Source organism: Streptomyces sp. NPDC050528 (assembly GCF_044457795.1).
Classification (GTDB): Bacteria; Actinomycetota; Actinomycetes; order Streptomycetales; family Streptomycetaceae; genus Streptomyces.
This window is the reverse complement of record NZ_JBITHH010000020.1, coordinates 1-26785: the sequence shown is the minus strand read 5'-3', so window position 1 is coordinate 26785 and position 26785 is coordinate 1. Positions and strand designations below refer to the sequence as shown.

The 26785-nt window shown below is 69.9% G+C and carries 26 protein-coding genes; 10 read left to right on the top strand and 16 right to left on the bottom strand.

Annotation, left to right across the window (positions count from 1 at the left end):
* Positions 1-7: 7 nt before the first annotated feature.
* The 4 genes from ACIBK4_RS46185 to ACIBK4_RS46170 all read right to left on the bottom strand — a co-directional run bounded on the left by ACIBK4_RS46185 (position 8) and on the right by ACIBK4_RS46170 (position 2111).
* Positions 8-319, bottom strand: a complete 312-nt coding sequence (locus ACIBK4_RS46185) for a trypco2 family protein (protein WP_399005444.1) — start codon at positions 317-319, stop codon at positions 8-10.
* 122 nt (positions 320-441) lie between these two features.
* A complete protein-coding gene (locus ACIBK4_RS46180; protein WP_399005442.1) occupies positions 442-1101 on the bottom strand; it encodes a DUF5063 domain-containing protein in 660 nt (219 codons plus the stop codon).
* Complete coding sequence (gene recR / locus ACIBK4_RS46175; protein ID WP_019070339.1) at positions 1094-1693, bottom strand: recombination mediator RecR; 600 nt, start codon at positions 1691-1693, stop codon at positions 1094-1096. The genes ACIBK4_RS46180 and recR overlap by 8 nt, the downstream gene beginning before the upstream one ends.
* A gap of 73 nt (positions 1694-1766) precedes the next feature.
* The gene (locus tag ACIBK4_RS46170; protein WP_078652697.1) at positions 1767-2111 is read right to left on the bottom strand and encodes a YbaB/EbfC family nucleoid-associated protein; all 345 of its coding nucleotides are present in this window, start codon (positions 2109-2111) and stop codon (positions 1767-1769) included.
* Between the two features lie 261 nt (positions 2112-2372).
* On the opposite strand from ACIBK4_RS46170, the gene ACIBK4_RS46165 reads away from it, so the two are divergent.
* Positions 2373-3104, top strand: coding sequence for an SLATT domain-containing protein (locus ACIBK4_RS46165; RefSeq protein ID WP_399005439.1), 732 nt, complete (start codon positions 2373-2375; stop codon positions 3102-3104).
* 196 nt (positions 3105-3300) lie between these two features.
* Here the strand turns inward: ACIBK4_RS46165 and ACIBK4_RS46160 are convergent, their stop codons facing one another.
* From ACIBK4_RS46160 to ACIBK4_RS46150, 3 genes are all read right to left on the bottom strand, one after another.
* Positions 3301-5535 (bottom strand): protein kinase, encoded by a 2235-nt coding sequence (locus ACIBK4_RS46160; protein WP_399005437.1) that lies wholly within the window; start codon positions 5533-5535, stop codon positions 3301-3303.
* 119 nt (positions 5536-5654) lie between these two features.
* A complete protein-coding gene (locus ACIBK4_RS46155; RefSeq protein WP_399005435.1) occupies positions 5655-6143 on the bottom strand; it encodes a MarR family winged helix-turn-helix transcriptional regulator in 489 nt (162 codons plus the stop codon).
* Positions 6140-6757 carry a type 1 glutamine amidotransferase family protein gene (locus tag ACIBK4_RS46150; protein WP_399005433.1) on the bottom strand — a complete coding sequence of 206 codons (618 nt, stop codon included), beginning with the start codon at positions 6755-6757 and terminating at the stop codon, positions 6140-6142. The genes ACIBK4_RS46155 and ACIBK4_RS46150 overlap by 4 nt, the downstream gene beginning before the upstream one ends.
* 180 nt (positions 6758-6937) lie before the next feature.
* Between ACIBK4_RS46150 and ACIBK4_RS46145 the strand changes: the two genes are divergently transcribed.
* The 4 genes from ACIBK4_RS46145 to ACIBK4_RS46130 all read left to right on the top strand — a co-directional run bounded on the left by ACIBK4_RS46145 (position 6938) and on the right by ACIBK4_RS46130 (position 12415).
* Positions 6938-8293, top strand: coding sequence for an aspartate aminotransferase family protein (locus tag ACIBK4_RS46145; RefSeq protein ID WP_399005431.1), 1356 nt, complete (start codon positions 6938-6940; stop codon positions 8291-8293).
* Between the two features lie 187 nt (positions 8294-8480).
* Complete coding sequence (locus ACIBK4_RS46140; protein ID WP_399005688.1) at positions 8481-9185, top strand: GntR family transcriptional regulator; 705 nt, start codon at positions 8481-8483, stop codon at positions 9183-9185.
* 41 nt (positions 9186-9226) lie between these two features.
* On the top strand, positions 9227-11674 hold the full coding sequence (locus ACIBK4_RS46135) for a dolichyl-phosphate beta-glucosyltransferase (RefSeq protein WP_399005429.1): 2448 nt from the start codon (positions 9227-9229) through the stop codon (positions 11672-11674).
* Positions 11675-11764: 90 nt separating this feature from the next.
* The gene (locus ACIBK4_RS46130; RefSeq protein ID WP_399005427.1) at positions 11765-12415 is read left to right on the top strand and encodes a hypothetical protein; all 651 of its coding nucleotides are present in this window, start codon (positions 11765-11767) and stop codon (positions 12413-12415) included.
* Here ACIBK4_RS46130 and ACIBK4_RS46125 read toward each other — a convergent pair.
* The gene (locus ACIBK4_RS46125) at positions 12412-13293 is read right to left on the bottom strand and encodes a helix-turn-helix transcriptional regulator (protein WP_399005425.1); all 882 of its coding nucleotides are present in this window, start codon (positions 13291-13293) and stop codon (positions 12412-12414) included. The genes ACIBK4_RS46130 and ACIBK4_RS46125 overlap by 4 nt on opposite strands.
* Before the next feature lie 135 nt (positions 13294-13428).
* Here ACIBK4_RS46125 and ACIBK4_RS46120 point away from each other — a divergent pair, with 135 nt between their 5' ends.
* The gene (locus ACIBK4_RS46120) at positions 13429-13644 is read left to right on the top strand and encodes a 4-oxalocrotonate tautomerase family protein (protein ID WP_019070350.1); all 216 of its coding nucleotides are present in this window, start codon (positions 13429-13431) and stop codon (positions 13642-13644) included.
* A 4-nt stretch (positions 13645-13648) separates the two neighbouring features.
* Here the strand turns inward: ACIBK4_RS46120 and ACIBK4_RS46115 are convergent, their stop codons facing one another.
* The 4 genes from ACIBK4_RS46115 to ACIBK4_RS46100 form a co-directional block, all read right to left on the bottom strand.
* Positions 13649-13939 (bottom strand): hypothetical protein, encoded by a 291-nt coding sequence (locus tag ACIBK4_RS46115; protein ID WP_399005422.1) that lies wholly within the window; start codon positions 13937-13939, stop codon positions 13649-13651.
* Positions 13940-14028: 89 nt separating this feature from the next.
* Positions 14029-14325, bottom strand: coding sequence for a hypothetical protein (locus ACIBK4_RS46110; RefSeq protein ID WP_399005420.1), 297 nt, complete (start codon positions 14323-14325; stop codon positions 14029-14031).
* 79 nt (positions 14326-14404) lie between these two features.
* Complete coding sequence (locus tag ACIBK4_RS46105) at positions 14405-16228, bottom strand: bifunctional metallophosphatase/5'-nucleotidase (protein WP_399005418.1); 1824 nt, start codon at positions 16226-16228, stop codon at positions 14405-14407.
* Positions 16229-16426: 198 nt separating this feature from the next.
* Complete coding sequence (locus tag ACIBK4_RS46100) at positions 16427-17710, bottom strand: adenylosuccinate synthase (protein WP_393751097.1); 1284 nt, start codon at positions 17708-17710, stop codon at positions 16427-16429.
* A 187-nt stretch (positions 17711-17897) separates the two neighbouring features.
* On the opposite strand from ACIBK4_RS46100, the gene ACIBK4_RS46095 reads away from it, so the two are divergent.
* On the top strand, positions 17898-18839 hold the full coding sequence (locus ACIBK4_RS46095; protein WP_399005415.1) for a diacylglycerol kinase: 942 nt from the start codon (positions 17898-17900) through the stop codon (positions 18837-18839).
* A 197-nt stretch (positions 18840-19036) separates the two neighbouring features.
* On the opposite strand, the gene eutC is transcribed toward ACIBK4_RS46095, so the two are convergent.
* Together eutC and ACIBK4_RS46085 are read right to left on the bottom strand one after the other, a co-directional pair.
* A complete protein-coding gene (eutC, locus tag ACIBK4_RS46090; protein WP_399005413.1) occupies positions 19037-19804 on the bottom strand; it encodes an ethanolamine ammonia-lyase subunit EutC in 768 nt (255 codons plus the stop codon).
* Entirely contained in the window at positions 19801-21189 is a 1389-nt protein-coding gene (locus ACIBK4_RS46085; RefSeq protein WP_399005411.1) for an ethanolamine ammonia-lyase subunit EutB, read from the bottom strand. The genes eutC and ACIBK4_RS46085 overlap by 4 nt, the downstream gene beginning before the upstream one ends.
* 183 nt (positions 21190-21372) lie before the next feature.
* Between ACIBK4_RS46085 and ACIBK4_RS46080 the strand changes: the two genes are divergently transcribed.
* Positions 21373-22884 carry an APC family permease gene (locus tag ACIBK4_RS46080; protein ID WP_399005409.1) on the top strand — a complete coding sequence of 504 codons (1512 nt, stop codon included), beginning with the start codon at positions 21373-21375 and terminating at the stop codon, positions 22882-22884.
* A 108-nt stretch (positions 22885-22992) separates the two neighbouring features.
* Here the strand turns inward: ACIBK4_RS46080 and ACIBK4_RS46075 are convergent, their stop codons facing one another.
* Positions 22993-23493: a GbsR/MarR family transcriptional regulator gene (locus tag ACIBK4_RS46075; protein ID WP_399005407.1), complete on the bottom strand. Its 501-nt coding sequence runs from the start codon at positions 23491-23493 to the stop codon at positions 22993-22995.
* Positions 23494-23567: 74 nt separating this feature from the next.
* Here ACIBK4_RS46075 and ACIBK4_RS46070 point away from each other — a divergent pair, with 74 nt between their 5' ends.
* Both ACIBK4_RS46070 and ACIBK4_RS46065 read left to right on the top strand, forming a co-directional pair.
* Positions 23568-24455: an ATP-binding cassette domain-containing protein gene (locus tag ACIBK4_RS46070; RefSeq protein WP_399005405.1), complete on the top strand. Its 888-nt coding sequence runs from the start codon at positions 23568-23570 to the stop codon at positions 24453-24455.
* On the top strand, positions 24452-26062 hold the full coding sequence (locus ACIBK4_RS46065; protein ID WP_399005403.1) for an ABC transporter permease: 1611 nt from the start codon (positions 24452-24454) through the stop codon (positions 26060-26062). The genes ACIBK4_RS46070 and ACIBK4_RS46065 overlap by 4 nt, the downstream gene beginning before the upstream one ends.
* A gap of 133 nt (positions 26063-26195) precedes the next feature.
* Here the strand turns inward: ACIBK4_RS46065 and ACIBK4_RS46060 are convergent, their stop codons facing one another.
* Positions 26196-26633, bottom strand: coding sequence for a hypothetical protein (locus tag ACIBK4_RS46060; protein ID WP_399005401.1), 438 nt, complete (start codon positions 26631-26633; stop codon positions 26196-26198).
* Between the last annotated feature and the right edge of the window lie 152 nt (positions 26634-26785).

The window sequence follows — 26785 nt, the reverse complement described above, 5'->3', positions numbered from 1 at the left end:
CTCCCCGTTACTTGGGGCGTTCCCCGGAGTCGTCCGCGATACGCCGGTCCTCGCCCTCGGCATCGACCGGCTGGAGCGTGAGCTTCACGCGGCTCGTCGTGCCCTTCGACCGTGAGGCCTTCGCCTCCGCGCTGAACGGGAGCACCAAGACCTTCGCCCGGGCCTCCCCGTCCATCTTCATGTCCACGGCGAACTCGACCTCCACCGGCCCCGTCCGGAACTGGATCTCCTGCCCCGCTCCGTCCCGCGCCGCCTGCTGAAGCTCCGCGCGGATCGCCCCGATCGCCTCGGCCAACCCCATCCACACCTCATCGGCCATCGGGCGTCCCCCTCGTCCCCGTACCCGCACATCCCCGTGCACGCATGTGGGGCGCAGCGTACTCGCCGCGCCCCACAACCTGCTTGAAAAGACCGCTAATTGACTACTTCACCGGTAATTGGCTACTTCACCGGCCTGATCCCCAGCGGACCCGCGATCTCCTCCGCCATCACCGCGCCCGCCTCGAACTCCAGCGTCTCGTCGCCCATGCTCACGTCCGTGTCCAGGCCGTCCAGTTCCGGGAGGGGCTGGTTGAGGCGGACGTGGGCGACCAGGGACTGGAGGGCGCGGAGGGAGGCCGAGGCGGTGGAGCCCCAGTTGGAGAAGTAGGAGAACTGCCACCACCACAGGGCTTCCGTGGTGCGGCCGGCGCGGTAGTGGGCCATGCCGTGGCGGAGGTCGGTGATGACGTCGGCGAGGTCGTCGGAGATGCGGGCCGGTACCGGGGCCTTGCGCGGCTCGTAGGGGTCGAAGACCTCCGAGTACACGTCGATCGGCTCCAGCATCGCCGCGAGGCGCTCGCGGATCTCGTCCACGTCCGGCTCCGGGCCCAGGTCGGGCTCGTAGCGCTCGTCGGGGACGATGTCCTCGTGCGCGCCCAACCGGCCGCCCGCCAGGAGGAGTTGGGACACCTCCAGGAGGAGGAAGGGGACCGCCGAGTCGGGGTCCTCACCCTTCGCTACCTCCGACACGGCCACCAGGAAGCTCTCGACCTGGTCCGCGATCTGGACCGCGAAGTCGTCCGGGTCCTGCGCAGTGGCATGCAGCGTGGCGTCAGACATCTAGGAGTCGTCTCCCCTCGAAGGCGCGGCCGAGGGTCACCTCGTCCGCGTATTCCAGGTCGCCGCCCACCGGGAGGCCGCTGGCCAGGCGGGTGACCTTGAGGCCCATGGGCTTGATCATGCGGGCGAGGTACGTGGCCGTGGCCTCGCCTTCCAGATTGGGGTCCGTGGCAAGGATCAGTTCCGTGACCGTACCGTCGGCCAACCGCGCGAGAAGTTCTCGTATACGCAGGTCGTCGGGTCCGACACCTTCGATCGGGCTGATCGCTCCGCCGAGGACGTGGTACTTGCCCCGGAACTCGCGGGTGCGTTCCACCGCCACTACGTCCTTCGGCTCCTCCACAACGCAGATCACCGAGAGGTCGCGGCGCGGGTCGCGGCAGATGCCGCACAGTTCTTCCTGCGCGACGTTTCCGCAGGTCGCGCAGAAGCGGACCTTCGCCTTGACCTCCATCAGGCACTGCGCGAGCCGCCGTACGTCCGTCGGCTCCGCCTGGAGGATGTGGAAGGCGATCCGCTGCGCGCTCTTGGGACCGACGCCGGGGAGTCGCCCCAATTCGTCGATGAGGTCCTGGACCACGCCTTCGTACAACGGACTGCCTGCCCTTCCGTGGAGTCATGCGGTACGCGTGACACGTACGTACCGTAGTTGGCCGCGGCCTGTCTTAGAAAGGCAGACCCGGGATACCGCTGCCGCCGCCCAGTCCTTGCGCGAGCGGGCCGAGCTTCTGCTGCTGGAGGGTCTGCGCGTTCTCGTTGGCCGCCTGGACCGCCGCGACGATCAGGTCCGCGAGGGTCTCGGTGTCCTCGGGGTCGACGGCCTTCGGGTCGATCTTCAGCGCGCGCAGCTCGCCGGCGCCGGTGACGGTGGCCTTGACCAGCCCGCCGCCCGCCTGTCCGTCGACCTCGGTCCGCGCCAGCTCCTCCTGCGCGGCCGCCAGGTCCTGCTGCATCTTCTGGGCCTGCTGCAGCAGCTGCTGCATATTGGGCTGGCCACCACCGGGAATCACGATCAGCTCCTGGTTTCGTACGGCTGTCGGTCTTGGATACGGCTGTATGGGCGCGGTTCCGCCCGCTCGGCACGAGCCTACGTGGTCCGGGCAGTCATCGCTTCAGCACTCTTTCGAGTGAGTCTTCACCGTGTCCTATACCTGATCAAGACCCACTTCCGGGCGGAAAAGAGGTGAAACCAGATCCTTCGCCACCCATTGGGCGGTAGGAAGGGTCCGGCACATCAGCATCAGGTGTCACACGACGTAAGGGAGTGCCGGGTGGGTCAGCCCGAGATTCAGCCCGAAGGTGGCGATCTGGCCGGGCGGACGTTTCCGCTCGGGGACTGGGGCGAGCCGACGGCCCGGCTGGACGAGCTGTACCGGTGGGTCGAGCGCGAGGCGCTGGAGACGGCGGACGGCTATCTCACCGGCCGGGTGTGGAAGCGGCGCGGGGCGCGGATGCTGCGCGCGGGCGCCGCGCTGGGCGCGCTGGCGGGCGCCGCGCTGCCCCTGCTGGACCTCACCGGGGTGGCGGACGGGCTGGTCGCCTGGGGCTATCTGGCGCTGTTGCTGGGGGCCGCGTGCGTGGCCGGGGACCGGTTCTTCGGGATGACCTCCGGCTGGATGAGGGACGTCGCTACGGCGCAGGCCGTGCAGCGGCGTCTCCAGGCACTCCAGTTCGACTGGGCGTCCGAGGGCGTCCGGGAGTTCCTGGGACCCGCGGAGGGCACCGCGAGCGAGGCCGCGGACCGGTGTCTGGGGGTGCTGCGGCGCTTCTCCGAGGACGTGACGGAACTGGTCCGGGTGGAGACCGCCGACTGGATGGTGGAGTTCCGGACCGGGGCGGGGCCGCTGGGCATCCAGTCCGCGGTGGTCCCCGGCAGCCGGCAGGAGGGAACCGTCGTGCAGGGCAGGTTCCCGCAGCCGCCGGGACCGGGCGGACCGGGCGGGCCTGGTGGCGGCGGCAGCCGGCCGAACATGCCGAGACAGCGGCCACCGGAGCCCAGGTGAGCCGGTCCAAGGTGGGGCCGGAGGCGAGGGTGAGTTCGCTGTAGCCACTCCACTGCGGGCCCCCGCTCCCCAGCCGGATCGTGGGGTCACGGTACGAGCGGCACCGGAAAACACGCAGGGGGTCCTGGCCGAAGTTCGGGTGACGTTCAACTGGCCTTGACGTGAGGGGAGTTGGCGAGGGAACCGGGAAGCGGGTTCAGCCTGCCTTCGTGTACGTCAGCTTCTCCCCGTTGCTGGTGTTCACGCGCTCCAGCGTGGTGTCCGACAGCAGGGTGATCTCGGTGGCGGAACCCGGGTTGCAGGACGACAGCGGCTTCCCGGAGGTGACGGTGGACGCGCCGATCGCCAACGGGCTCTCACCACCCGGCTCTTGGGCGAGGTCGGCGGTGAACTCGCAGTGGTAGCCAGGGCCGTTCGCTACGAGGGTCAGCACGGGCGACCCCACCTTCCCCTGCCGGATGGTGAGTTGGCGGGTGTTGTGGCCCGTGGCGTTGTCGATGGACGCGTTCCAGGTGCCGAGGTATCCGCTGGGTACGGAACCGTCGCTGGTCGGTGTGGCGGACGGCGACGGTTTCCCTGTGGTCGCGGTCGGCCCCGGGGTCGTGGGCGCGGCGCTGGTGGCCTGACCTCCCGAACCCGCCTTCGTACGGCCGCTGTTGCTCCCGTCCTTCATCAACGCGTACACCGAGCCGCCCGCCCCCAGCGCGACGACCAGCGCGACCAGGACGAGCAGCGCGGTCGACCTGCCGTTCCTGCGCGGCGGCTGGGGCTCCCCGTACATCGGAACGGCCCCGACCGGCCCCGGACCGTAGGGCGGGGTCGCGCCGAGGCCGCCGTTGTGGGGGTACGGGTTGTACGGCACCTGGCCGCCCCAGCCGAGGAGTTGGCGGGACGGGGGCTGGGGGTACCCGTAGGGGTCGGCGGGCTGGGCATGCTGAGCGGGCTGCTGCGGGTCGGCGTACGCGGCGGAGGGCTGGGGGTGCTGCTGCGGGTAGCCGTAGGCCGGGTGCGGGGGCTGTGGGGGCGGCGGTGTCCGGGTGGCCCCGGCCGGGTCGGCGACCACGGTCGGGGAGTGCTCGCCCTGCGCCGCGCCGGGCGCCGCTGCGGGTGGTGTCGGCGAGGAGTCGTCGGAGGCGGGGGCATGCTCGGGCGAGGCCTCGGAGGCGGCGGGAGTCTTACGCAAGAGGTCCGGCTCTCCTACGGCTACGGGAGGGGCGGCGGGAGGGGTGGGAGCGGCGGCGTCGGCAGCAGAACCGGGAGCAGCAGCGGGCGTAGGACTGGCGGCCGGAGCGGGCGCGGCCCCCTGAGCTGTCTCCGGGGTCACCGTGTCCGGGCGGCCCTGGGATGCCAAGCCCTCAATGGAACCCTCCGTCGAACCCTCCGTCGCCGAGGCGCCCGCCTCCGGGTCCCCTCGTTCCGGGTCAGGGCCCTTCGTCTCCGGCCCACCTTGCTCCAGCGTGGCCTTCTCCAGATCCACCCGTTCCAGATCCACCCGTTCCAGATCCGTCGTCTCCGGGTCCTCCGTGTCCAGCAACTGCACGGCGTGGCGGCCGAGTTGGGCGACCAGCGCGCCCGGCAGCCACGGGTCCCGGGACCGGCCCCCCGAGACCGTGTCCTCGGCGCCCGTGCGGTCGAGGATGCGGTTCAGGGTGGGGCGGGTGGCCGGGTCCTTGCGGAGGCAGTCGCGGACGAGGTCGGCGATGCCCTCGGGGACGCCCGACAGGTCGGGTTCCTCCTGGGCGATGCGGAACATCAGGGCGTGGACGCCGCTGTTGGCGGTGCCGAAGGGGAGGGTGCCGGTCGCGGCGTAGGCGAGGACGGAACCGAGGCAGAAGACGTCGCAGGCCGGGGTGATGCGGTCGCCCCGCACCTGTTCCGGTGCCATGAAACCGGGCGAGCCGACCAGCGAACCGGTGCGGGTGAGTCCGTCGCCGGCCTGGGTCTCCAGGGCCCGCGCTATGCCGAAGTCGATGACGCGGGGGCCGTCGATGGTCACCAGCACGTTGGACGGCTTGAGGTCGCGGTGGACGATGCCGGCGGCGTGGATGTCCTGGAGCGCGTGCGCGAGCCCGGCCGCGAGGATCCGTACCGAGCGCTCGGGCAGTGCGCCGTGATCGCGCCCGACGACCTGTTGCAGGCTGGGCCCGGCGACGTACCCGGTGGCCACCCACGGCACCTCGGCCTCGGTGTCCGCGTCCAGCACGGGTGCCGTCCAGTGCCCGCCGACCCGACGCGCGGCCCGCACCTCCTGCCGGAACCGGGCCCGGAACTCCTCCTGCGCGGCGAGATCTTCGCGCACGAGTTTCACGGCGACGGTACGACCCCGGTCCGACCGGGCCAGATACACATGCCCCATGCCACCGGCACCCAGCCGGGCCAACAGCCGGTACGCCCCGATCCGCTGCGGATCGCCCGCCCCCAGTTTCTCCACGACCGCGCCGCCTCCCCTGAATTCCCCGGTCACACCCCAGTCGCGCGCTGGTGCTCCGCGACAGACCGGGAACAGCCCGAGAATAGTGCGGGGAATCGACGGGACGGATGGTGAGGTGTCTACGGTTCCGTAACGGCCAAGCCGTCCTGGTCACCGGGCGGACCGAGTTCGTCCAGTACCGCCGACAACTCCTCCAGCACCCCCACCGCCTCCGCGAGCCGCGCCTCACCGAACGCCTCCACCAACCGGTCCGCGTACATCGCGTGTCCCGGGCTCACCCGCTCGATCGCCGCCCGCCCCTCCCCCGTAGGCGCCAGCAGCTTCGCCCGTCGGTGGGCGGGGTTCGCCCGGTACTCGGCCAGCCCCCGTTCCACCAGCAGGTCGGCGATGCGCTGGACGCTCTGACGGGTGATGCCCATCGCGCGGGCGATCCCGGAGACCGGGAGCGGCTCGGTGAGGACCGCGCCCAGTACCTGCCACCAGGCGGCCGTGAGACCGGCGGGGCGCGCCAACTCCTCGGCCACCGCGAGGAATTGGCCGTTCAGCCGGAAGACCCCGAGGGCGCTGCGGCTGAGCAGTTCCTGGCGTTCACGGCGTTCACGGCTCACAGCGCGCCGGCCTTCTGGAGGACGCCGTACGCCTCCGCGTCCGAGTCGTGGAACAGGCGGTACCACGCGTCGAGCACCTCACCCTCGTACACCCCGAGCAGCCGGAGCACCTCCCGCGCGAAGGCGACCGGCTCGGTGGGACCGGCGGTGACCAGATTCCCGTCGGTCACCGCGTCCGCGTCGACGTACCGTTCGCCGCCGCCGTACCCGGTCGCCGCCAGATAGAAGGAGACCGCGCCGGTGTGGTCCCGGTCGTCCAGCAGCCCCTCGCGCGCGAGCCCGGCGGTCGCCCCGCAGATCGCGGCGACGGGAACACCGGCGTCGAGGAACTCCCGTGCCGTACGGGCGAAGGGAGCGAGATCGTCCCCCGTGTCCCACAGATCCGCGCCCGGGAGGATCAGCAGCGAGCTGTCCTCCGGCCGTACGTCCGCCAGCGCCAGGTCCGGCGCGATGCGCAGACCGCCGATGCTCACCACCGGCCCACGGGTCGGCCCGACCGTCCGGATCCCGTACCCGGCGCGGGCCAGGTGCGCGGTCGTATGGCCCGTCTCCCAGTCGGCGAGGGTGTCGTACACGGCGAGATGCACGGGCTTGCGGGTGTCGCTGCTGCTCATGACTCCTCCAGCCACTATGACAGGATACTGCGTTATTGACAGCATACTGTCGAATCACCTCACAAACAATCCGGCGGGCAATCCGACGGCAACTCGATGGACAACCTGTCGCGGAAACCCCCCGACCACAGACAGGACGCCGATTCCGTTTCCGCATCGCGGACATTTACGCTCACCCGCATGACCCCTCAGCCCAACCCCCAGGCCGGCGCCGCCGTGAAGGCCGCGGACCGTGCGCACGTGTTCCACTCCTGGTCCGCGCAGGAGCTCATCGACCCGCTCGCCGTGGCCGGCGCGGAGGGGTCGTACTTCTGGGACTACGACGGCAAGCGCTACCTGGACTTCACCAGCGGGCTCGTCTACACGAACATCGGGTACCAGCACCCGAAGGTCGTCGCCGCGATCCAGGAGCAGGCCGCGACCCTCACCACCTTCGCGCCCGCGTTCGCGATCGAGGCCCGCTCCGAGGCCGCCCGGCTCATCGCCGAGCGGACCCCCGGCGACCTGGACAAGATCTTCTTCACCAACGGTGGCGCCGATGCCGTAGAGCACGCGACCCGCATGGCCCGGCTGCACACCGGGCGGCCGAAGGTGATGTCCGCCTACCGCTCGTACCACGGCGGTACCCAGCAGGCGATCAACCTCACCGGCGATCCCCGCCGTTGGGCCAGCGACAGTGCCGCCGCCGGGGTCGTGCACTTCTGGGCGCCCTTCCTGTACCGGTCCCGTTTCTACGCCGAGACCGAGGCGCAGGAGTGCGAGCGCGCGCTGGAGCACCTGGAGACGACGATCGCCTTCGAGGGCCCGGCGACCATCGCCGCGATCGTCCTGGAGACCGTTCCGGGCACCGCCGGGATCATGGTGCCGCCGCCCGGTTATCTCGCCGGGGTCCGTGAGATCTGCGACAAGTACGGGATCGTCTTCATCCTGGACGAGGTGATGGCCGGGTTCGGGCGCACCGGTGAGTGGTTCGCGGCGGATCTGTTCGACGTCGTACCGGACCTGATGACCTTCGCGAAGGGCGTGAACTCCGGGTACGTGCCGCTCGGCGGTGTCGCCATCTCCGGCGCGATCGCGGACACCTTCGGCAAGCGGCCCTACCCGGGCGGACTGACGTACTCCGGGCACCCGTTGGCCTGTGCCGCGGCCGTCGCGACGATCAACGTCATGGCCGAGGAGGGCGTCGTAGAGAACGCCAAGGCCCTTGGTACGAGTGTCGTCGAGCCCGCCCTCCGTGCGCTGGCCGAGCGGCACCCGAGCATCGGCGAGGTGCGTGGCGTCGGGATGTTCTGGGCGCTGGAGCTGGTGAAGGACCGCGAGACGCGCGAGCCGCTGGTGCCGTACAACGCGGCCGGTGAGGCGAACGCGGCGATGGCCGCCTTCGGTGCCGCCGCCAAGCAGCAGGGGCTGTGGCCGTTCATCAACATGAACCGGACGCATGTCGTCCCGCCGCTCAATGTGAGCGAGGCCGAGCTGAAGGAAGGGCTCGCGGCTCTCGACGCGGCGCTCTCCGTCGCGGACGAGTTCACCGCGTAGAACCTCACCGAACCTTGTACAACCGCGTGCAATACCGCGCCGAATACACCTCTTAGCACCCGGAATGGGCGGGTCCGTTCAACCGGTGCCCGCATCCGGGCAGGACGGGAACCCGAACGCGTAAGGTGGCGTGCTCGTAGACATATACGAGTACGCCATCGAACGCGACGAGGGAGACGCCCCGACGATGCCCGGAGGAAGCAGCGGCAGCGGCGCCGTGACCCGCAGCACCCTGCGGCAGCAGATCGCCGACGCGTTGCGCGACGAGGTCCTGGCGGGCCGGCTCCAGCCCGGTCAGGAGTTCACGGTGAAGGAGATCGCCGAGCAGTACGGCGTCTCCGCGACTCCGGTCCGGGAAGCGCTCGTCGATCTCTCCGCGCAGGGACTCCTGGAAGCCGACCAGCACCGCGGCTTCCGCGTCCACGAGTACTCGGTGGCCGACCACCGCGGGATGATCGAGGCCCGCGCCCTGGTCACCGAGGGCATGTTCCTGGCCCTGGCCGGCGGCCACCCCGTCTTCGACCGCACCGAGGACCCCCGTACGGTCGCCGCGCTCGCCGGGGTCCGCCGCCGCGGCGAGGAGGCGCAGCGCGCCGCCGACGCGGGTGACCTCACCGTGCTGATCGGCTACGACCTGCGCTACTGGCGCGAGTTGAGCGCCATGTTCGGCAACCCCTACCTCGGCGACTTCCTGCACCGGCTGCGTGTCCAGTCCTGGGTGTGCACGGTGCAGCACCTGCGCCGGGTGAGCGATCTGCGCGGCCGGCTGTGGTCCGAGCACACCGAACTGGTCGATGCCCTGGCGCGCCGGGACACCCCGGCCGCGCGCTCGATCGTCCTGGCGTACAACACGCACTCCCTCGACCTCATCGAGCGGCTGGCCGCCCGGTGACCGGACCGGAAAGGGCCGCTCCGGCCGTGGACAGTGCCCCCGTGGACCCCACCAGTTCCTCCGTGGACCCCAGTGCCGTCGTCGTGGACCTCAGTGTCGTCGTGCCCGCCTACAACGAGGAACAACGGCTCGGGCCCACGCTCGACGCGATCACCACGTATCTCGGCGACAACGAGGGCCGCTTCGGTGACTGGGAGATCATCGTCGCCGACGACGGCTCCACCGACGGCACCCGCGAGGTCGTCACCTCCCGCGCCGATCCTCGCGTGCAGGTGGTCACCAGCCCCCGCAACCGCGGCAAGGGCCACGCCCTGCGCCTCGGCGTCGCCGCCTCGCGCGGCCACCGCGTGCTGGTCACCGACGCCGATCTGGCCGCTCCCATCGAGGAGTTGGAGAAGCTCGACAAGGAGCTGAGCGAGGGCCGCGCGGCCGCGATCGGCTCCCGGGCCGCACCGGGCGCGACGATAGAGAGCCACCAGCATCCGATACGCGAACTCCTGGGCCGTGCGGGCAACTTCCTCATACGCCAGGCCGCGGTGCCCGGCATACGCGACACCCAGTGCGGCTTCAAGCTCTTCGAGGGCGACCGCGCCCGCGAGGCCTTCGCCGCCTCCCGGATCAACGGCTGGGGCATCGACGTAGAAGTCCTCCAGCACTTCCGCCGCGCCGACTGGGAGGTCGCCGAGGTCCCGGTGCGCTGGGCCCACCAGTCCGGCTCGAAGGTACGGCCCCTCGACTACGCCAAGGTCCTCGCCGAACTCGGCCGCCTCCGCGCCCGCTCCCTGCGCCCGGTCGACATCCTGGTCGTCGTCCTCTTCCTCCTCATGTCGGTCGCCCTCTACTCGGGCCGCCTCTTCGACCCCAACCACCGCTACCTGGAGGACTCGCTCCAGGACCAGAACCAGTGGGAGTGGTTCTTCGCGGTCACGGCCGACAACGTGGCCCACCTCCACAACCCGTTCTTCTCGAACCTCCAGGGCTTCCCCGACGGCGTGAACCTCATGGCCAACACGGTCATGCTGGGCCTGTCGGTCCCCTTCACGCCCCTCACCCTGCTGGCAGGGCCCGCGGTCTCGCTCAGCGTCTGCATGGCCCTCGGCCTCGCGGCCACGGCCGCCGCCTGGTACTGGCTGATCGTGAAGCGCGTCGTACGGCAACGGGCCGCGGCCTTCGTCGGCGCCTCGCTCGCGGCCTTCGCGCCGCCGATGGTCAGCCACGCCAACGCGCACCCGAACTTCGTCATCCTCTTCATGATCCCGCTGATCATCGACCGCGCCCTGCGCCTGTGCGCGGGCACCCGGGTCGTCCGCGACGGCGTCGTGCTCGGCGTGATGGCGGCCTACCAGATCTTCCTCGGCGAGGAACCGCTCCTCCTCGCGTCGATCGGCATGGTTCTGTTCGCCGCGTCCTACGGCGTCCTCAACAGGGAGGTCGTCCGGGCCTCCTGGCGCCCCCTGCTGAAGGGCCTGGGCATCGCGGCCGGGGTCTGCGCGCCGATCATCCTGATCCCGCTCTGGTATCAGTTCGTCGGTCCCCAGAGCTACAAGAGCGTCCTGCACGGCGACAACGCCGGCAACAGCCCGCTCGCCCTGCTCTCCTTCGCCGAACGCTCCCTGATCGCGGGCAACGAGGTCCGCGCGAACTCCCTCTCCCTCAACCCCACCGAGCAGAACGCCTTCTACGGCTGGCCGCTCGTCGCCCTCGCCTTCGCCATCGTCGTACGGCTGTGGGAGCACGCGCTCGTCAAGGCGCTGGCGTTCACGGCGGTCGCGGCGGCGATCCTGTCGATGGGCCCCAAGATCCGCATCCCGCTCACGGACACGATCTACCCGGGCCCCTGGGCCCTGCTCGCCCACAAGCCGCTCTTCGAGTCGGTGATCGAGGGCCGGGTCGCGATGATCTGCGCACCGGCACTGGGCATGCTGCTGGCGATCGCGGTCGAGAAGCTGGCGGCGACGCGCCAGATCGGCACGCAGTACATCGGCCTGCTCGCCGTGTGCATGGCCCTGATCCCGATCATCCCGGCGCCGCTGAAGGCCGTAGACAGGGCGGCGGTACCCGCCTTCTTCACGGACGGCACCTACAAGTCGTACGTCCGCGCCGGCGAATCCATCGTCCCGGTCCCGCTCGCCGACCCCGGCGCGGCGGAACCCCTGCACTGGCAGACGGCCGCCGGCCTCGGCTTCAAGATGCCGGGCGGCTACTTCAACGGTCCCTACGGCGACGACCGCATCGGCATCTACGGCGCCTCGCCCCGCTACACCTCCAACATGCTGCGTGACGTCCGCTACACCGGCGTCATCCCCACCATCGGCAAGAACTGGCAGGCGCAGGCCAAGGCCGACTTCGCGTTCTGGCACGCGGGGGCGCTGGTGGTCGCGCCGCAGCCCAACGACGACAAGCTCCGCACGGCGGTGGAGAAGCTGGTGGGGCGGCCCGGTAAGTGGGTGGACGGCGTGTGGGTATGGGACCTGCACGAGGGGAGCTGACCCGGGCCGCACCGACTACTCTTCCCCCTACTCTTGCCTGACCACCATGCGAGATCCACGATGCGCAGCGAGTAACCGAGGAGCCCCCTTTTGGCCTGTGACCTGTGGCTGGTCCCGCTCGTCGACGTGTTGTGCCACACCCCCGACAATCCGTTCGCCGACGAACTCGCGCTCTACAACTCCCTGTTGGCCGAGGCCGGGCTCCCCCCGGTGCCGGTGTACCAGTACATGCCGGGCCTGTCCGGCGAGGTCGCCCCGGTCGCGGGCTTCGACTACGACGCGCTGCACTTCCTGCGCCGGGCCTACCTCCTCCAGGTCTGCGGTCTCCCGGTGACGCCGGTCGACGACTTGGGCGGCGACTACGAACAGCTCCTGGAGATGTTCGAGACGACGGCCCAGCAGTCCCACCTGGTCTGGCACTACGACCACGCGGGCGCCTACGTCCCCGTCGACTTCCCGCACCCGCTCTCGAACGACGAACTCCTCGCCGGCGGCGGCCCGTTGGGCTCGTCCCAAACCCTGCTCCGCGAGCTGGAGTTCGTGGCCCCGACGATCGGCATCGACCCGGCGAACCCGCCCGCGACACCCGAACCCCCCGCCGCGCCCACGGAGTTGGAGGAACCGGCCGTCCCCGCGCCGTACGACCCCAGCCCGTTCGCCCGCGAGCGGCACGTCTGGCTGGGCCTGCACGCGGCGGCGACGCGCAGCCTGGCGCAGGGTTCGATGATCGTGTTCAGCTAACGGTTCCGGTCGGCGATCCGGGAGGAGTCCTCGCTCGCCGCCATGTCCTGTGTGCCGATGACGCCGAGCAGTTCGAGCTGCGCGGCGCCCTCGGTGCCGGGCGGGGCGGTGAACCAGAGCAGGCGCTGCCGGCCGTCCTCGCTGAACAGGCTGTGGCAGTCCAGCTCGATGACGCCCAGCGTGGGGTGCACGATCCGCTTGTGATCGGTGCGGCGCAGCCCCACGTCATGGGTGTCCCACAGCGCCGCGAACTCCTCACTGCGCCGCCGCAGCGCGGCCGTCATCCCGGCGACCTCGCTGTCCCGGCTCCGCCGGGCGGCCACGGCCTGGAGGTCGGCGACGAAGACCCGTGAGTGGTGCGCGTGGTCCTCGGCCGGATACACCGCGCGGGACGCCGGATCGGTGAACCACCGGTACGCGAACCCGGTCGCCGGTCCCCGCGCTTCCGGCGCCCGCCCCAGCAGGGCCGCAGCCAGCTCGTTCTGTACGAGGGTCTCGTGCAGGTCGGTGATGACCTGGGCCGGGGTGGTGGCCAGCCGGTCCAGCAGCCCGAGCAGGGCGGGCTGGACGTGCCGGGCGCCCACGCCGTGCGCCGACTCGGGCAGCGGCCGGTCGGCGAGGTGGAACAGGTGGTCGCGCTGGTCACCGCCGAGGCGCAGCGCGCGGGCGAGGGCGGACAGGGTCTGGGCGGAGGGCTGGGCGCCGCGCCCGCGCTCCAGCTCGGTGTAGTAGTCGGCGGACAGCCCCGCCAGCTGCGCGACCTCCTCGCGCCGCAGCCCGGGCACCCGGCGCCGGGGCCCGACGGGCAGCCCGACATCGGCCGGCCGGACCCGGTCACGCCGGGACTTGAGGAACGCCGCGAGCTCGGAAAGGTTCACCGTCTCATCGTCGCCTTTCGAAGGCGTCCGAGCCAGGGGCTGTCAACCCCTGGGTGGGCTCAGCCCTGGCCGGGCGGCCGCCGGGGACGGATGGTTGCCCCATACCCACACAGCACCACGAGGAATGAGAACACCATGCCTTTCGCGAACTTCAAGGTCCCCGCCGGCGCCCTCACCGCCGAGCAGAAGGAGCAGATCATCACGCGCACCACGGACCTGTACGCCGAGATCTTCGGCGACGGCGCCCGCGCCACCACCCTCGTCCTGGTCGAAGAGGTCGCCGACGCGGGCTGGGGCATCGGCGGCGGCGTCCTGACCCTCGCCAAGATCCAGGGGACACCGCAGGAATGAGCGCCTAGCGGATCTTGGCGAGGCCGGTCGCGACGTCCTCGGCGTTCATCACCGGGGTGTAGGTCAGCTCGGCACCCAGGTTCAGGAAGAACGGCTCACTGATCGACGGAATGTCGGAGGGGTCCGCCAGATCGAAGAACAGGTAGGCGGTCCGCTTGCCGCCGTCCGCGGTGAAGTAGGCCGCCTCCGGCTTGATCTGCTCCAGGGACTCCTCCATGAGCTTCCCGAGAGTCCCGTTACGGATGGCCTCGTTCCCCTTTTCGGTGTCCATGGACGCCTTCAGCATCATGCGCATCGCAGTCACCTTCTCCTGGTCGGCGTGCGCGGGGTGGACAACGTCAGGATATGCCTGATATGCGATTGATGTTCGATACGGGCGGCGGACTAGAGCTCCTGAAGGAGCCACAGCGACGCCGTCAGCACGGCGACCCCGCGCACGGCGATCAGTGCCAGCCTCGCGGTGGTGACCGGGCGCCGGCCCCGGAGCAACCACGTCCACGTGACGACCAGGGTCGCCGCGACCACGAGGAACACCACCGACTCCGGCCGGGCGTAGGGGTCGTTCCGCCAGGGCCACAGCAGGTACGCCCACCACACCGCGGCCGCCGTGGTGAGCACGGACTCCAGCACCAGGGCCGTGCGGGCCTCGCCCGGTTCCAGCGCGGCTTGTGTCGTCGTCATCCGGGCTCCCCCACTCGTATGGATATACCGCTGCCCGGAGCCAGGAGGCTCCGGGCAGCGGTGCAAAGGTGTCCGGAGTCTAGAAGACCGCCGTCCCGGCCTGCGTCAGCTTCCAGTTGGTTGCCGCGAACGTCGTCGGGTCGATCGTGCCCTTCGCCGTGGCGTAAGCGATCATCAGGTCGCGGACCTGGTTGGTGGAGCTGTACGCGGTCTCCGCGGCGGCGATGTGCGGGTAGCCGCTGCCGCCGTTGGCGCGGTAGTTGTTGACCGCGACGACGAAGACCTGGTCGTCGGCGACCGCGGTGCCGTTGTAGGTCAGGTTCTTGATGCGGGAGCCCTCGGCCGCCGCGATGTCGATCTCGTAGTCGACGCCGGCCGCCGTGTCGTACATGTAGTCCCAGAAGCTGTTGGCGTTGGTGAGGGTCGCGGTGTCGACCTTCGTGCCGGCCGGCACCTGGTGGTAGTACTTCGCCGCGAACTCCAGGTAGTCCTTGAGCTGGGCGCCGGTGAGCTTCTTGCCGTACAGGGTGTTCTCGTAGATGTAGAGACCGGCCACGTCGCGGATCGTCACGTCGCCCGCCGGGATGGTCGCCGTGCGGCTGAAGCACGCGGCCACCGAGATCAGCGGGAGCGCGGCGTCCGCCGTGGACAGGCCCGACTTCACCGCGTCCATCTGGACCTGGTGGATGAAGTCGATGGCGGGGACGTCCTTCCAGCAGGCCTCCGCCGTCGACATGGCCGCCGTACAGGTGCCGATCGCGGTGTTGACGTACTTGACGACCAACTCGTGGTCGGCGGTGAGGAGTTCGGTGATCCGCTTGTCCTCCGCGACCGTGTTGCTGTTGAGCGTGGTCGCCGTCTTGCTGGTGATCTTCCAGCAGCCGCGCTCCAGTTCCAGTTCGAAGTCGAAGACGGAGAGGCGGTAGCCGTAGCAGTACGGCTCGGAGAGGACGACGTCCTCGCCGGTCTCCTCGTTCGTCACCGTGTAGGTGGGGACGTCGACGTGCGTGTGGCCGACCAGGATCGCGTCGATGCCGGGGACCTGCTGGGCGACCAGGTTCGACGCGTTCTCCACGTACGGGAGTTCGTCGCCCCACGAGGTCGAACCGTCCAGGCCCGAGTGGTCGGTGAGGAAGACGACGTCACAGCCCAGCGCGCGCAGCCGGGGCACGTACTTCTTCGCCTGCTCGACGAGGCCGGTGAAGGTCATCTTCCCGGAGACGTTGTCCTTGTCCCACAGGGCGATGCCCGGGTTGGTGAGGCCGAGGATGCCGACCTTGATGTCGGGCGCCCCGGGGACCTTGATGTGCTTGACCGTGTACGGCTCGAAGGCCGGCTTCAGGGTCTTCGCGTCCAGGGCGTTGGCGCCCAGCAGCGGGAAGTGGCACTGCTTCTCGAAGGTGCGGACGACCTCGATGCCGTAGTTGAACTCGTGGTTGCCGAGGGCGGCGGCGTCGTAGCGCATCTCGTTCATGGCGATGGCCATGGGGTGCTTGGGGCCGCGCTTGCCGTTCTTGCCGGTGATCGGGTCGACGCTCGCGTAGTACGACGCGAGGGACGTGCCCTGGATGATGTCGCCCGCGTCGACGAGGAGCACCCGGCCCTCGCCCTTCTCCGCGCGGATGTTCTTGACGAGGGTGGCGATGCGGGCGATGCCGTACGTGTTGCCCTTGGAGTCCACCGGGGCCGCGTTGGTGTAGTAGTCCCAGTTGAAGACGTGGCTGTGCAGGTCGGTCGTGCCCAGGATGGAGAACGACCAGGTCTTCGGCTTGGGCGTGGGCTTCGGGTGCCGGTCGGCGGCCTCGGCCGGGGTCACCGCCGCCGTTCCCGCGACGGCCACGACCGCGCCGGTGACGGCTGACTTCTGCACGAACTCACGGCGATTCATGGGATTGACGGGCATTCAGGACTCCTGGAAGGGCGGAGAGAGCGGGTGTTGCGTACGGGGCGCGGCGGGCTACCCGCGTAGATGCTGGCCTCCGCCTGTTACCGGCGTAACCACGGACAGCCCAAGGGCCGGTCAAGGTTTCCCAAGACCGGCCCAAGGACCACCGTCAACCGCAGCTACGACAGCCGCTTCGACTCAGCTCCAACCGCCGCTCTAGATGAACGAGTTGATCTCGATCGTCTCCGTACGGCCCGGGCCGACGCCGATCGCGGAGATCGGGGCGCCGGACATCTCCTCCAGTGCCTTGACGTACGCCTGCGCGTTCTTGGGGAGGTCCGCGAAGGTCTTGGCCTTCGTGATGTCCTCGCTCCAGCCGGGCAGGGTCTCGTAGATCGGCTTCGCGTGGTGGAAGTCGCTCTGCGAGTACGGGAGTTCCTCGACGCGCTTGCCGTCGATCTCGTACGCCACGCAGACCGGGATCTCCTCCCAGCCGGTCAGGACGTCCAGCTTGGTGAGGAAGAAGTCGGTCAGGCCGTTCACGCGGGTCGCGTAGCGGGCGATGACCGCGTCGAACCAGCCGCAGCGCCGGTCACGGCCGGTGGTGACACCCCGCTCGCCGCCGATACGGCGCAGCGCGTCGCCGTCCGCGTCGAAGAGTTCGGTCGGGAACGGGCCCGAGCCGACCCGGGTCGTGTACGCCTTCAGGATGCCGATGACCCGGCTGATCTTCGTCGGGCCGACACCGGCGCCGGTGCACGCGCCACCGGCGGTCGGGTTCGACGACGTCACGAAGGGATACGTGCCGTGGTCGATGTCCAGGAGGGTGCCCTGGCCGCCCTCGAAGAGGACCACCTTGTCGTCCTCCAGCGCCTTGTTGAGGACCAGCACCGTATCGGCGACGTACGGCTTGAGGCGGTCCGCGTAGGACAGCAGCTCCTCGACGACCTGCTCGATGGCGATCGCGCGCCGGTTGTAGAGCTTGGTGAGCATCTGGTTCTTGATGTCGAGGGACGCCTCGACCTTCTGCGTCAGGATCGACTCGTCGTACAGGTCCTGGACCCGGATGCCGACGCGGTTGATCTTGTCCGCGTAGGTCGGGCCGATGCCTCGGCCGGTCGTCCCGATCTTCCGCTTCCCGAGGAAGCGCTCGGTCACCTTGTCCACCGTCACGTTGTAGGGCGTGATGATGTGAGCGTTACCGCTGATCAGGAGCTTGGACGTGTCGACGCCGCGCTCGTTCAGCCCGTTCAGCTCGGAGAACAGGACCGACGGGTCGACGACGACACCGTTGCCGATGACCGGAGTGCACTCCGGTGTGAGGATCCCGGAAGGGAGCAGGTGAAGGGCGTACTTCTGATCGCCCACGACTACCGTGTGGCCGGCGTTGTTGCCGCCCTGGTAGCGCACCACATAGTCGACGGACCCACCTAGCAGGTCCGTCGCCTTTCCCTTGCCTTCGTCACCCCACTGAGCACCGAGCAGCACAAGTGCGGGCACGCGCGTACACCCCTTCCGGGCGGGGCATGTCCAAGGTCAGAGACGTACGCGGCACAGCGTGTGCCTCGTACGCCCGCGACCCTCGTCGGCCGCAACCCGTCGGACCGGATGCCCCGGAATAGACGAAGCCCCTGGCGCAATAGCGCAAGGGGCTCTTGCACAAAGATGCTACCCGAGGAAGCGAGGCATGGCCGAGGTGGCGACTTTCGCGACTTCCGATCAGCTGCTGATCGTCATCGATCCGGCCGCCCGGCGCACCGACGCGGAGTCCGTCCGTATCGCGAAAGACGTGCTCAGCGCGGGTGCGGCGACGAAGGTGTGCCTGCCGGAAGGGCCCGAGGAATTCGCCCGGGTCCTGGCGCGGCGGGGCTCCCGCCGGCCGGTCCTGGTGGGCGACGACCGGGCGCTGATGCGGGCGGTGTCCCTGTTGCACCGGCAGCGGGAGCTGGCCGGATGTGCGCTGTCGATGGTGCCGGTGGGGGGTGGGCTGTCCCTGGCGGGGGCGCTGGGCGTCCCCACGGGGGCGGTGGCGGCCGCGCGCGCGGTGCTCGACGGGGTCGTACGGCGGATGGATCTGCTGGTGGACGACAGCGACGGGGTGGTGCTGGGGGCTTTGCGGATTCCTTCGCTTCCGCCGATGCGGGAGGCTCCGCCGGTGGATCAGGAGGAGGCGGTGACCGGGTCGACCTCGACCACGTCCTCGACCTCGACCTCGTCCGGTTTCGGTTCCGGTTCCGGTTCCGCGCATGCGTCGTGGTTGCGGACGTGTCAGTCGTTGGTACGGACGCTGGTGCCGGTGCGGCCGTCCCGTGAGCCGCTTGCCCGTGTGAACCGGCTCGGGCCCGCGCGGCTTCGGGTCGAGGTGGACGGGGTGACGCTGATCGACCTGGATCAGCCGGTGGAGGGGGTGTCCGTGACGCCGGGGGCGTCGGGGCTGGCCGAGGTGGTCGTACGGCCGGTGTCGGTGGGGGCGGAGGCTTCTCCGCTGTGCGCGCGGGGGCGGTCGGTCACCGTGTCCGGGGCGGATTTTCGGTACCGGGCGGATGCGGTGGTGGCGGGGCCGGTGCGGACGCGGACGTGGGTGGTGCGGGAGGGGGCTTGGGGGCTTACGTTGCCGGTGGTGGGGTGAAGCGTGCGGGAGTGGGTGACGTGGGGTTTCTTTCGCCCCCGCCGCCCCTACCCGTCCCATCCTCCAGGGGCTCCGCCCCTTCGACCCCGCCACGGGGGCCAGCCCCCGAACCCCCGCTCCTCAAACGCCGGAGGGGCTGGATTTACCGGAGGCGTTGGATTGGCGGGGGAGCCGGATTTGCCGGACGAGTTGGACTGTCAGGCCGGGTCCGATGCCAGCATCTGCGCGTCCGAGTCGTCCTTCAACGCCACCCCCGTCGCCCCCAACTCCCTTGCCCTGCCCATCAACCCGGCCAGTTTCCCCGCCGCCGTCTCATAGGTCAGCCCAAGCGGCGGGCGGATGTTGGAGAGGCAGTTGCGGTCGGCGTCGGTCGTGACGCCCGGCTTGGGGCGGTATGTGAGGTACGCGCCCAGGGAATCCGCCGCCGACATCCCGGGCCGCTCGCCGACGAAGACGACGACCATCGCCGCGCCCATCGCCGAGGCGACGTCGTCGCCGAGGGCCACTCGCGCCTGTTCGGCCAGCACCACCGGGGCCACCTGCCAGGCCGTCGGCAACAACGCCGTCGTCGCCCGCACCATCGCCGCGCCGTGTTCATGCACCGCCCGGCTGGACAGGCCGTCCGCGACCACGAACACCACGTCCCACTCCCCCACCGGGAGGTGTGCGCGGTCCGCGGGGTCCAACCGGCGGCCCAGGTCCGGGCGTTGGAGGTAGGTGAGGCGGTCGGGGGCCGCGCTGCGGACGCGTATCGTCGGTTCCCCCCTCAGCGCCTCCGCCACCACCTCCGGCTCGAACGGGGAGTGGACCGCGTCCCGCGCTGCCGCGTGCGCCGCCTGCAACTCCAGCCGGTGGTGGGTCGGTAGGCCCGAGCCCGCCCGGCCCAGGCCGATCCGAGCTTGCGTGTGTTGGCGCAGCGGCAACCACAAGTCACGTTCCACAGCGGCTACTTGACTGATCGTCATGCCACCAGTTCCCTTCCGATCGCCGTCAACGGGTGGGCCGTACCGGACACGTCCCTGATCTCGCCGCTCTCGCCCAACAGCCCGATCGAAGCGAGCCACGCCTCGAACTCCGGTGCCGGGCGCAGCCCGAGGACTTCGCGGAGGTACAACGCGTCGTGGTACGAGGCGGATTGGTAATTCAGCATGATGTCGTCGCCGCCCGGCGTGCAGATCACGAAGGACGCGCCGGCCACGCCGAGCATGGTGAGCATCGTGGCGATGTCGTCGTCGTCCGCGTCGGCGTGGTTGGTGTAGCAGATGTCCAGGCCCATCGGGAGGCCCAGCACCTTGCCGCAGAAGTGGTCCTCCAGGGCCGCGCGGAGGATCTGGCGGCCGTCGTACAGGTACTCCGGGCCGATGAAGCCCACCACCGTGTTCACGAGGAGGGGGTCGTAGCGGCGGGCCACCGCGTACGCCCGTGCCTCCACCGTCTGCTGGTCCACGCCGTGGTGCGCGTCCGCCGACAGTGCGCTGCCCTGGCCCGTCTCGAAGTACATGACGTTCGAACCGACCGTGCCGCGGCCCAGTCCCTTCGCCGCCTCGTACGCCTCGTCCAGCAGCCCCAGCGTCACGCCGAAGGACGCGTTCGCCGCCTCCGTACCCGCGATGGACTGGAAGACCAGGTCCACCGGCGCCCCACGTTCCATCAGATCCATGCTCGTCGTGACATGGGAGAGGACACAGGACTGGGTGGGGATCGCGTACCGCTGGATCACTCCGTCCAGCAGTTCCAGCAGGTCCCGTACCGCCTTCGGGCTGTCCGTCGCCGGGTTGATGCCGATCACCGCGTCGCCCGAGCCGAGGAGGAGGCCGTCCAAGAGGGCCGCAGCTACGCCCGCCGGGTCGTCGGTCGGGTGGTTCGGCTGGAGGCGGGTGGCCAGGCGGCCCGGGAGGCCGATCGTCGAGCGGAAGGCGGTCACCACCCGTACCTTCCGCGCGACCGCGACGAGGTCCGCGTTGCCCATCAACTTCGACACCGCCGCGACCATCTCCGGCGTCAACCCGGGCGCCACGGCGGCCAGTTCGACCGCATCCGCCGCCAGCAGCCACTCCCGGAACCCGCCCACCGACAGTCCGGACACCGCCGCGAACGCCCCCGTGTCATGCGTGTCGAGGATCAGCCGGGTCACGTCATCGGTGTCGTAGGGGATGACCGGTTCGGCGAGGAACGCGGTCAGCGGTACGTCCGCCAGGGCCCAGCGCGCCGCGACCCGCTCCTGCGCGGACGCTGCCGCCAGCCCCGCCAGCCGGTCGCCGGAGCGCTCGGGGCTCGCGGCGGCGAGCAGGCGCGCGAGGGAGCCGAAGCGGTAGCTGTGGCCGCCGAGCGTGGAGGTGTACGTACTCATGTCGGCGACCGTACGAGGCGCGTGTTGCCCCCAGATTTCCTCAGATTTCTAAAGGTCTGGTTGACAAACATTTAACGCGCCGCAACCCTTGCCGGACTCATTCGGCCTACAGAGTTCCGGTTCGACACACCAGCCGGGACACCGGTCGAGCGGCAGCGAGAGCAGCAGGAGAGGGGCCATCCGATGGCAGTGGACGAAGGAGTCGCCCCCGCGGCGAACACAAGCGAGGACGGCGCCGTTCACCGGCTCAAGCCCAACGCCATCGGCCTGCTGGGCGTGGTCTTCATGGCCGTCGCGACGGCCGCCCCGATCACCGCGATGACCGGCAACGTGCCCTTCATGGTCTCGTCCGGCAACGGCATCGGCGCCCCGGCGAGCTACCTCGTCGCAATGGTCGTCCTGGCAATCTTTTCCGTCGGCTTCACCTCGATGGCGAAGCACATCACGTCGACGGGCGCCTTCTACGGCTTCATCTCCTACGGCCTCGGCCGCACGGCGGGCCTGGCGTCGGGCCTGCTCGCCACCTTCGCCTACGCGGTGTTCGAACCGGCCCTCATCGGCATCTTCTCGACCTTCGCCACCGGAACCTTCAAGGACCAGACGGGACTTGACATCCCGTGGTGGGTCTTCGCGCTGGTGATGCTCGCCGTCAACGCGACGGGCACGTGGTTCGGCGTCTCGGTCGCGGAGAAGCTCCTGGTCGTCCTGCTCGGCACGGAGGTGACCGTCCTCGCGGCGATGGCGATCTCGGTCGCCCTGCACGGCGGCGGCCCGCACGGCTTCACCTTCGGCCCGGTCAACCCGGTCAACGCGTTCAAGGGGACGTCCGCCGGGCTCGGTCTCTTCTTCGCCTTCTGGTCGTGGGTCGGCTTCGAGTCGACGGCGATGTACGGCGAGGAGTCCCGCGACCCGAAGAAGATCATCCCCAAGGCCACGATGATCTCCGTCCTGGGCGTCGGCGTCTTCTACGTCTTCGTCTCCTGGATGGCCATCATCGGCAACGGCGAGACAGAGGCCGTGAAGGCCGCGTCCTCCGCGAACCCGCTCGCCCTCTTCTTCAACCCCACCGAGCACTACGTCGGCCACTGGGCGGTCGACCTCATGCAGTGGCTGATGATCACCGGCTCACTCGCCTGCGGCATGGCCTTCCACAACTGCGCGTCCCGCTACATGTACGCCCTGGGCCGCGAGGGTGTCCTCCCCTCGCTGAAGAACACCATCGGCCGCACCCACGCCAAGCACGGTTCCCCGCACATCGCCGGCCTGGTGCAGACGGTGGTCAGCGCGGTGCTGATCCTCGGCTTCTGGGCCACGAGCAAGGACCCGGCCAACGCGCTGTACGTCCTGCTGGCCATCCTCGGCACGATGGCGATCCTGGTCGTGCAGGCCGTGTGCTCGTTCGCGGTGCTGGCGTACTTCCGCAAGAACCACCCCGAGAGCCGGCACTGGTTCAAGACGTTCACCGCTCCGCTGGTCGGGGGGATCGCGATGCTGGCGGTGGTACTGCTCCTGGTCTCCAACATGAGCGTCGCGGCGGGCTCGGAGTCCAACTCCCCAGTGCTGAAGGCAACCCCGTGGCTGGTACTCCTGGTCGCGGCGACGGGCGTGGGCTACGCCCAGTATCTGAAGCGCCGGGCACCTGAGCGTTATGCGCTGCTGGGCCGCACGGTCCTCGAAGAAACCAAGGAGCGCTGAGGATCTTTTTAGGGGCGCGGGGAACTGCGCGACCAGCCCACCACCGGGCCGCAGACGAGTACGAATCTGCGGGAGCGTTGTGGCTGATCGCGCAGTTCCCCGCGCCCCTTAGGTGGCTCCACCGAACCGGGTCTCCCTGTGGACCCGCCACCGCTCCATCATCGCCGCGATCTCCCCGTCGACGAACTCAAAGAACGCCAAGGTCTCGGCCATGCGGCGCCCCGCAGGCGTATCCGCACCGAGACTCGCAACCCCCTCGCTCAGAGCCGCCTCCCACCGCTTCAACGCAGCCTCGCGATTCGTCAGCGCCTCGTACCACTGGTTGCCCTGCACTCGATACCGCTCGCGCCGCGAACCCGGCTCCCGCTCCCGCGACACCATGTGCTGCTGCGCCAGATAACGAACCCCACCCGACACCGCCGCCGGACTGATCCGCAGCTGCTCCCCCAGCTCGACGGAGGTCATCGCCCCCTCGTCGGAGGACAGCAGCGCAGCGAAGATCCGCGCCGGCATCCGCTGCATCCCCGCCTCGACGAGCTGCGCCGCGAAGGACTCGACGAACTTCGACACGGACTCCGCGTCCCGCCCCGCCTCCGTTGATTCACTCATGGACCCACCCTAACCCCCACTTCACAGACTTCCTTAACTTCACAAATTTCTGAAAGAAGCGTACGTTCAGCTCCATGACGAAGGCAATCACCGTCTCCGGACTGCACAAGGCGTTCGGCAAGACACAGGCCCTCGCCGGTCTCGACCTGGACGTCGCGGCCGGCGAAGTGCACGGCTTCCTCGGCCCCAACGGCTCCGGCAAGTCCACGACGATCCGCGTCCTGCTCGGCCTCCTCCACGCGGACTCCGGCGCGGCCCAACTCCTGGGCCGCGACCCCTGGACCGACGCCGTCGAACTGCACCGCCGGGTCGCCTACGTCCCCGGTGACGTCACGCTGTGGCGCAACCTCTCCGGAGGCGAAGTCATCGATCTCTACGGCAAGTTGCGCGGCGGCCTCGACACGTCCCGCCGCGCCGACCTGATCGACCGCTTCGAACTCGACCCCACCAAAAAGGGCCGCACGTACTCCAAGGGCAACCGCCAGAAGGTCGCCCTCGTCGCCGCGTTCGCCTCGGACGTCGACCTGCTGATCCTGGACGAACCGACGTCCGGCCTCGACCCGTTGATGGAGGAGGTCTTCCAGCGCTGCGTCGAGGAGGAACGCGACCGGGGCCGCACGATCCTCCTCTCCTCCCACATCCTCAGCGAGGTCGAGGAGTTGTGCGACCGGGTGAGCATCATCCGCAAGGGCCGCACGGTGGAGAGCGGTTCACTGGCCGACCTGCGCCACCTCACCCGCACCAGCGTCACCGCCGAACTCACCGGCGCTCCCAACGGGTTGGCGTCCCTGCCAGGGGTCCATGACCTCGACGTACAAGGTCATCGCGTCCACCTCCAGGTAGAAGCCGACCAACTCAACGCCGTATTGCGGTCCTTGAGCGAGTCCGGCGTGCGCTCGCTGACCTCGAAGCCGCCGACGCTGGAGGAGCTGTTCCTCCGTCACTACCAGGAGTCGGCATGACGGCCGCAGCGTTCCCCGCACGCACCGGCATCAGCGGATCGCGCCAACTCGCGGGCACCGGCGCCCTGTTGAGGTTCAACCTGCGCCGCGACCGCGTGGTGGTCCCGGCCTGGGTCGCGGTGACGGGCCTGCTGGTCCTCTCGCTCCCCGGGTCCCTCAAGAGCGTCTACTCCACCCCCGCCGAACGCGCCGACATCGCCCGCCAGATGCTCACCAACAGCTCGCTGCGCGCCACCTACGGCCCGGTGTTCAGCGACTCGCTCGGCGGTCTCACCGCCTGGCGCATCGGCGGCTACGCGGCGATCCTCGCCGGGATCATGAGCCTGATCGTCGTCGTACGGCACACCCGCGACGAGGAGGAGAGCGGCCGCCAGGAACTCATCTCCTCGGCGATGGTGGGCCGTCGGGCACCGCTGACGGCAGCCCTGTTGACGGCGCTGGTCGCCAACTCCGCGCTGGCGCTGCTGATTACGGCCGGTATGGCCGGTCAGGGATCGGCGGGAGCTCTGGCCCTCGGGCTCGGCATCGGCGGAGTCGGCATGGTGTTCGCGACCCTCGCGGCGATCGTCGCGCAGTTCACGGACAGCGGCCGACTGGCGAAGGGCCTGACGGGGGGACTCGTCGGCGCGGCCTTCGTCCTCCGTGCCGTCGGAGACTCGACCACCAACGACGGTTCCTCGCCCGTGACTTGGATCTCCCCGATCGGCTGGCTGGAGAACCTGCGCCCCTTCGCCTCCGAACGGTGGTGGGTACTGGCCCTGTTCGCCGCCGCGACCGTCGTACAGGGCCTGGTCGCCTATGAGTTGGCGGGGCGCCGGGACGTCGGCATGAGCTTCTTCCCCGCCCGCCCCGGACCGGCCCGCGGTCGCCTCGGTACGGCGGGCGCGCTGGCCTGGCGGCTCCAGCGGGGCACTGTGCTGGGCTGGAGTCTCGGGTTCTTCGCGGCCGGGGTCGCCTTCGGCGGGATCACGAAGGGCGCGGCGGACCTGGTCGGGGACAACGCCAAGACCCGCGAGCTCATCGAGCGGATGGGCGGCCAGTCCGGCATCGAGAACGCGTTCCTGGCCACGATGGTCGGCATGTTCGGCATGCTGGCCGCGCTGTACGCGGTCTCGTCGGTCCTCCGCCTGCACAGCGAGGAGACCGGCGGCCGCGCCGAACCGATCCTGGCGAACGCGGTGGGCCGGCTGCGCTGGGCGGCCGGCCACCTGGTCGTCGCGTTCGCCGGCGCGGCCCTGATCATGCTGCTCAGCGGCCTCGGCCTGGCGCTGGGCTACGGCGCCGACCTGGGCCCCATCCTCGCCGCCACCCTGGTCCAACTCCCGGCGATCTGGACGCTCGGCGCGCTCGCGGTCCTCCTCCACGGCCTCTCCCCGCGCCTGTCCCCGGCATCCTGGGCAGCGGCCGGCCTCGCCCTCGCGCTCGGCTGGATCGGCCCCGCCCTGAACCTCCCCCAAGCGGTCCTCGACATCTCCCCCTTCGGCCACCTGCCGAAGCTCCCGGGCGGCGACATGGCCTGGGGCCCGGTGATCGCCCTCACCGCGATCGCCGCCGCCCTGATCGCCGTAGGCCTGACGGGTCTACGACGACGTGACCTCACGACCTGACACCGGTCTGCCGGAGGCCCTGGAACCTCCGGCGGCATAACAGCCGTACTCGGCGCGGGAGTTGGGCTCGCGGTGTGGTCGTGCGACGTTCGGGACCGTTTCTACGGCTTCGAGGCGAGCGTCGAGTGGGTGATCAGGCGGCGTCGAGGGCCGCGTTGATCTTCTGGATCATGGCCGTTTCGGCGGGGCCAGCGGCGCCCTTGTGGGCGCGGGAGGCGGCGTCCGCGATCGTGGCGATGGTCGCGCGGAAGTTCTCGGCCTCGCCGGGTGCCTTCGCCTTGAGGAGGGTCACCGAGGCGGTCAGCGCGGCGAAGGTGTGGTCGGCCAGGTCGGCGGTCGAACTGCCGCCCAGCTCAAGGCCCTTGACCTTCTCGGCGAGGACGTGACCGACCAGCCCGGTCGCCGTGGACAGCGCCTTGCCGCCGGCCATTCCGGAACGGGTGGAGGAGATCGGGCCGGGGTCCGCGACCGCCATCAGGGCGACGACACCGTGGGCGGCGGTCTGGAGGGTGAGCTTCTCGGCGGGGGTCAGGTTCGCGGTGGGGGTGGGGGTGGGGGTGTTCTCGGGCATGACGGGTCCTTCGTTTGTAAGGGTGGGTGGGTGAGTGGGTGGGTGTGGTGTCGGTGCGGGGGGTGCCTCTATGTCTTTCGTCAAGCGAGGCGTGGGGTTCTGGGTTCGTAGAAGGTGCCGTCGCGGAGCATCGCGAACAGGACGTTGATGCG

Excerpts from the sequence above, each read along its gene's own strand:
- ACIBK4_RS46080 (WP_399005409.1), top strand. The coding sequence starts at position 21,373 with ATGGCAGTGGACGAAGGAGTCGCCCCCGCGGCGAACACAAGCGAGGAC.
- ACIBK4_RS46180 (WP_399005442.1), bottom strand. The coding sequence starts at position 1,101 with ATGTCTGACGCCACGCTGCATGCCACTGCGCAGGACCCGGACGACTTC.
- ACIBK4_RS46110 (WP_399005420.1), bottom strand. The coding sequence starts at position 14,325 with ATGACGACGACACAAGCCGCGCTGGAACCGGGCGAGGCCCGCACGGCC.
- ACIBK4_RS46095 (WP_399005415.1), top strand. The coding sequence starts at position 17,898 with ATGGCCGAGGTGGCGACTTTCGCGACTTCCGATCAGCTGCTGATCGTC.
- eutC (WP_399005413.1), bottom strand. The coding sequence starts at position 19,804 with ATGACGATCAGTCAAGTAGCCGCTGTGGAACGTGACTTGTGGTTGCCG.
- ACIBK4_RS46150 (WP_399005433.1), bottom strand. The coding sequence starts at position 6,757 with ATGAGCAGCAGCGACACCCGCAAGCCCGTGCATCTCGCCGTGTACGAC.
- ACIBK4_RS46085 (WP_399005411.1), bottom strand. The coding sequence starts at position 21,189 with ATGAGTACGTACACCTCCACGCTCGGCGGCCACAGCTACCGCTTCGGC.
- ACIBK4_RS46140 (WP_399005688.1), top strand. The coding sequence starts at position 8,481 with ATGCCCGGAGGAAGCAGCGGCAGCGGCGCCGTGACCCGCAGCACCCTG.
- ACIBK4_RS46075 (WP_399005407.1), bottom strand. The coding sequence starts at position 23,493 with ATGAGTGAATCAACGGAGGCGGGGCGGGACGCGGAGTCCGTGTCGAAG.
- ACIBK4_RS46105 (WP_399005418.1), bottom strand. The coding sequence starts at position 16,228 with ATGCCCGTCAATCCCATGAATCGCCGTGAGTTCGTGCAGAAGTCAGCC.
- ACIBK4_RS46185 (WP_399005444.1), bottom strand. The coding sequence starts at position 319 with ATGGCCGATGAGGTGTGGATGGGGTTGGCCGAGGCGATCGGGGCGATC.
- ACIBK4_RS46115 (WP_399005422.1), bottom strand. The coding sequence starts at position 13,939 with ATGCGCATGATGCTGAAGGCGTCCATGGACACCGAAAAGGGGAACGAG.
- ACIBK4_RS46145 (WP_399005431.1), top strand. The coding sequence starts at position 6,938 with ATGACCCCTCAGCCCAACCCCCAGGCCGGCGCCGCCGTGAAGGCCGCG.
- ACIBK4_RS46065 (WP_399005403.1), top strand. The coding sequence starts at position 24,452 with ATGACGGCCGCAGCGTTCCCCGCACGCACCGGCATCAGCGGATCGCGC.
- ACIBK4_RS46060 (WP_399005401.1), bottom strand. The coding sequence starts at position 26,633 with ATGCCCGAGAACACCCCCACCCCCACCCCCACCGCGAACCTGACCCCC.
- ACIBK4_RS46120 (WP_019070350.1), top strand. The coding sequence starts at position 13,429 with ATGCCTTTCGCGAACTTCAAGGTCCCCGCCGGCGCCCTCACCGCCGAG.
- ACIBK4_RS46070 (WP_399005405.1), top strand. The coding sequence starts at position 23,568 with ATGACGAAGGCAATCACCGTCTCCGGACTGCACAAGGCGTTCGGCAAG.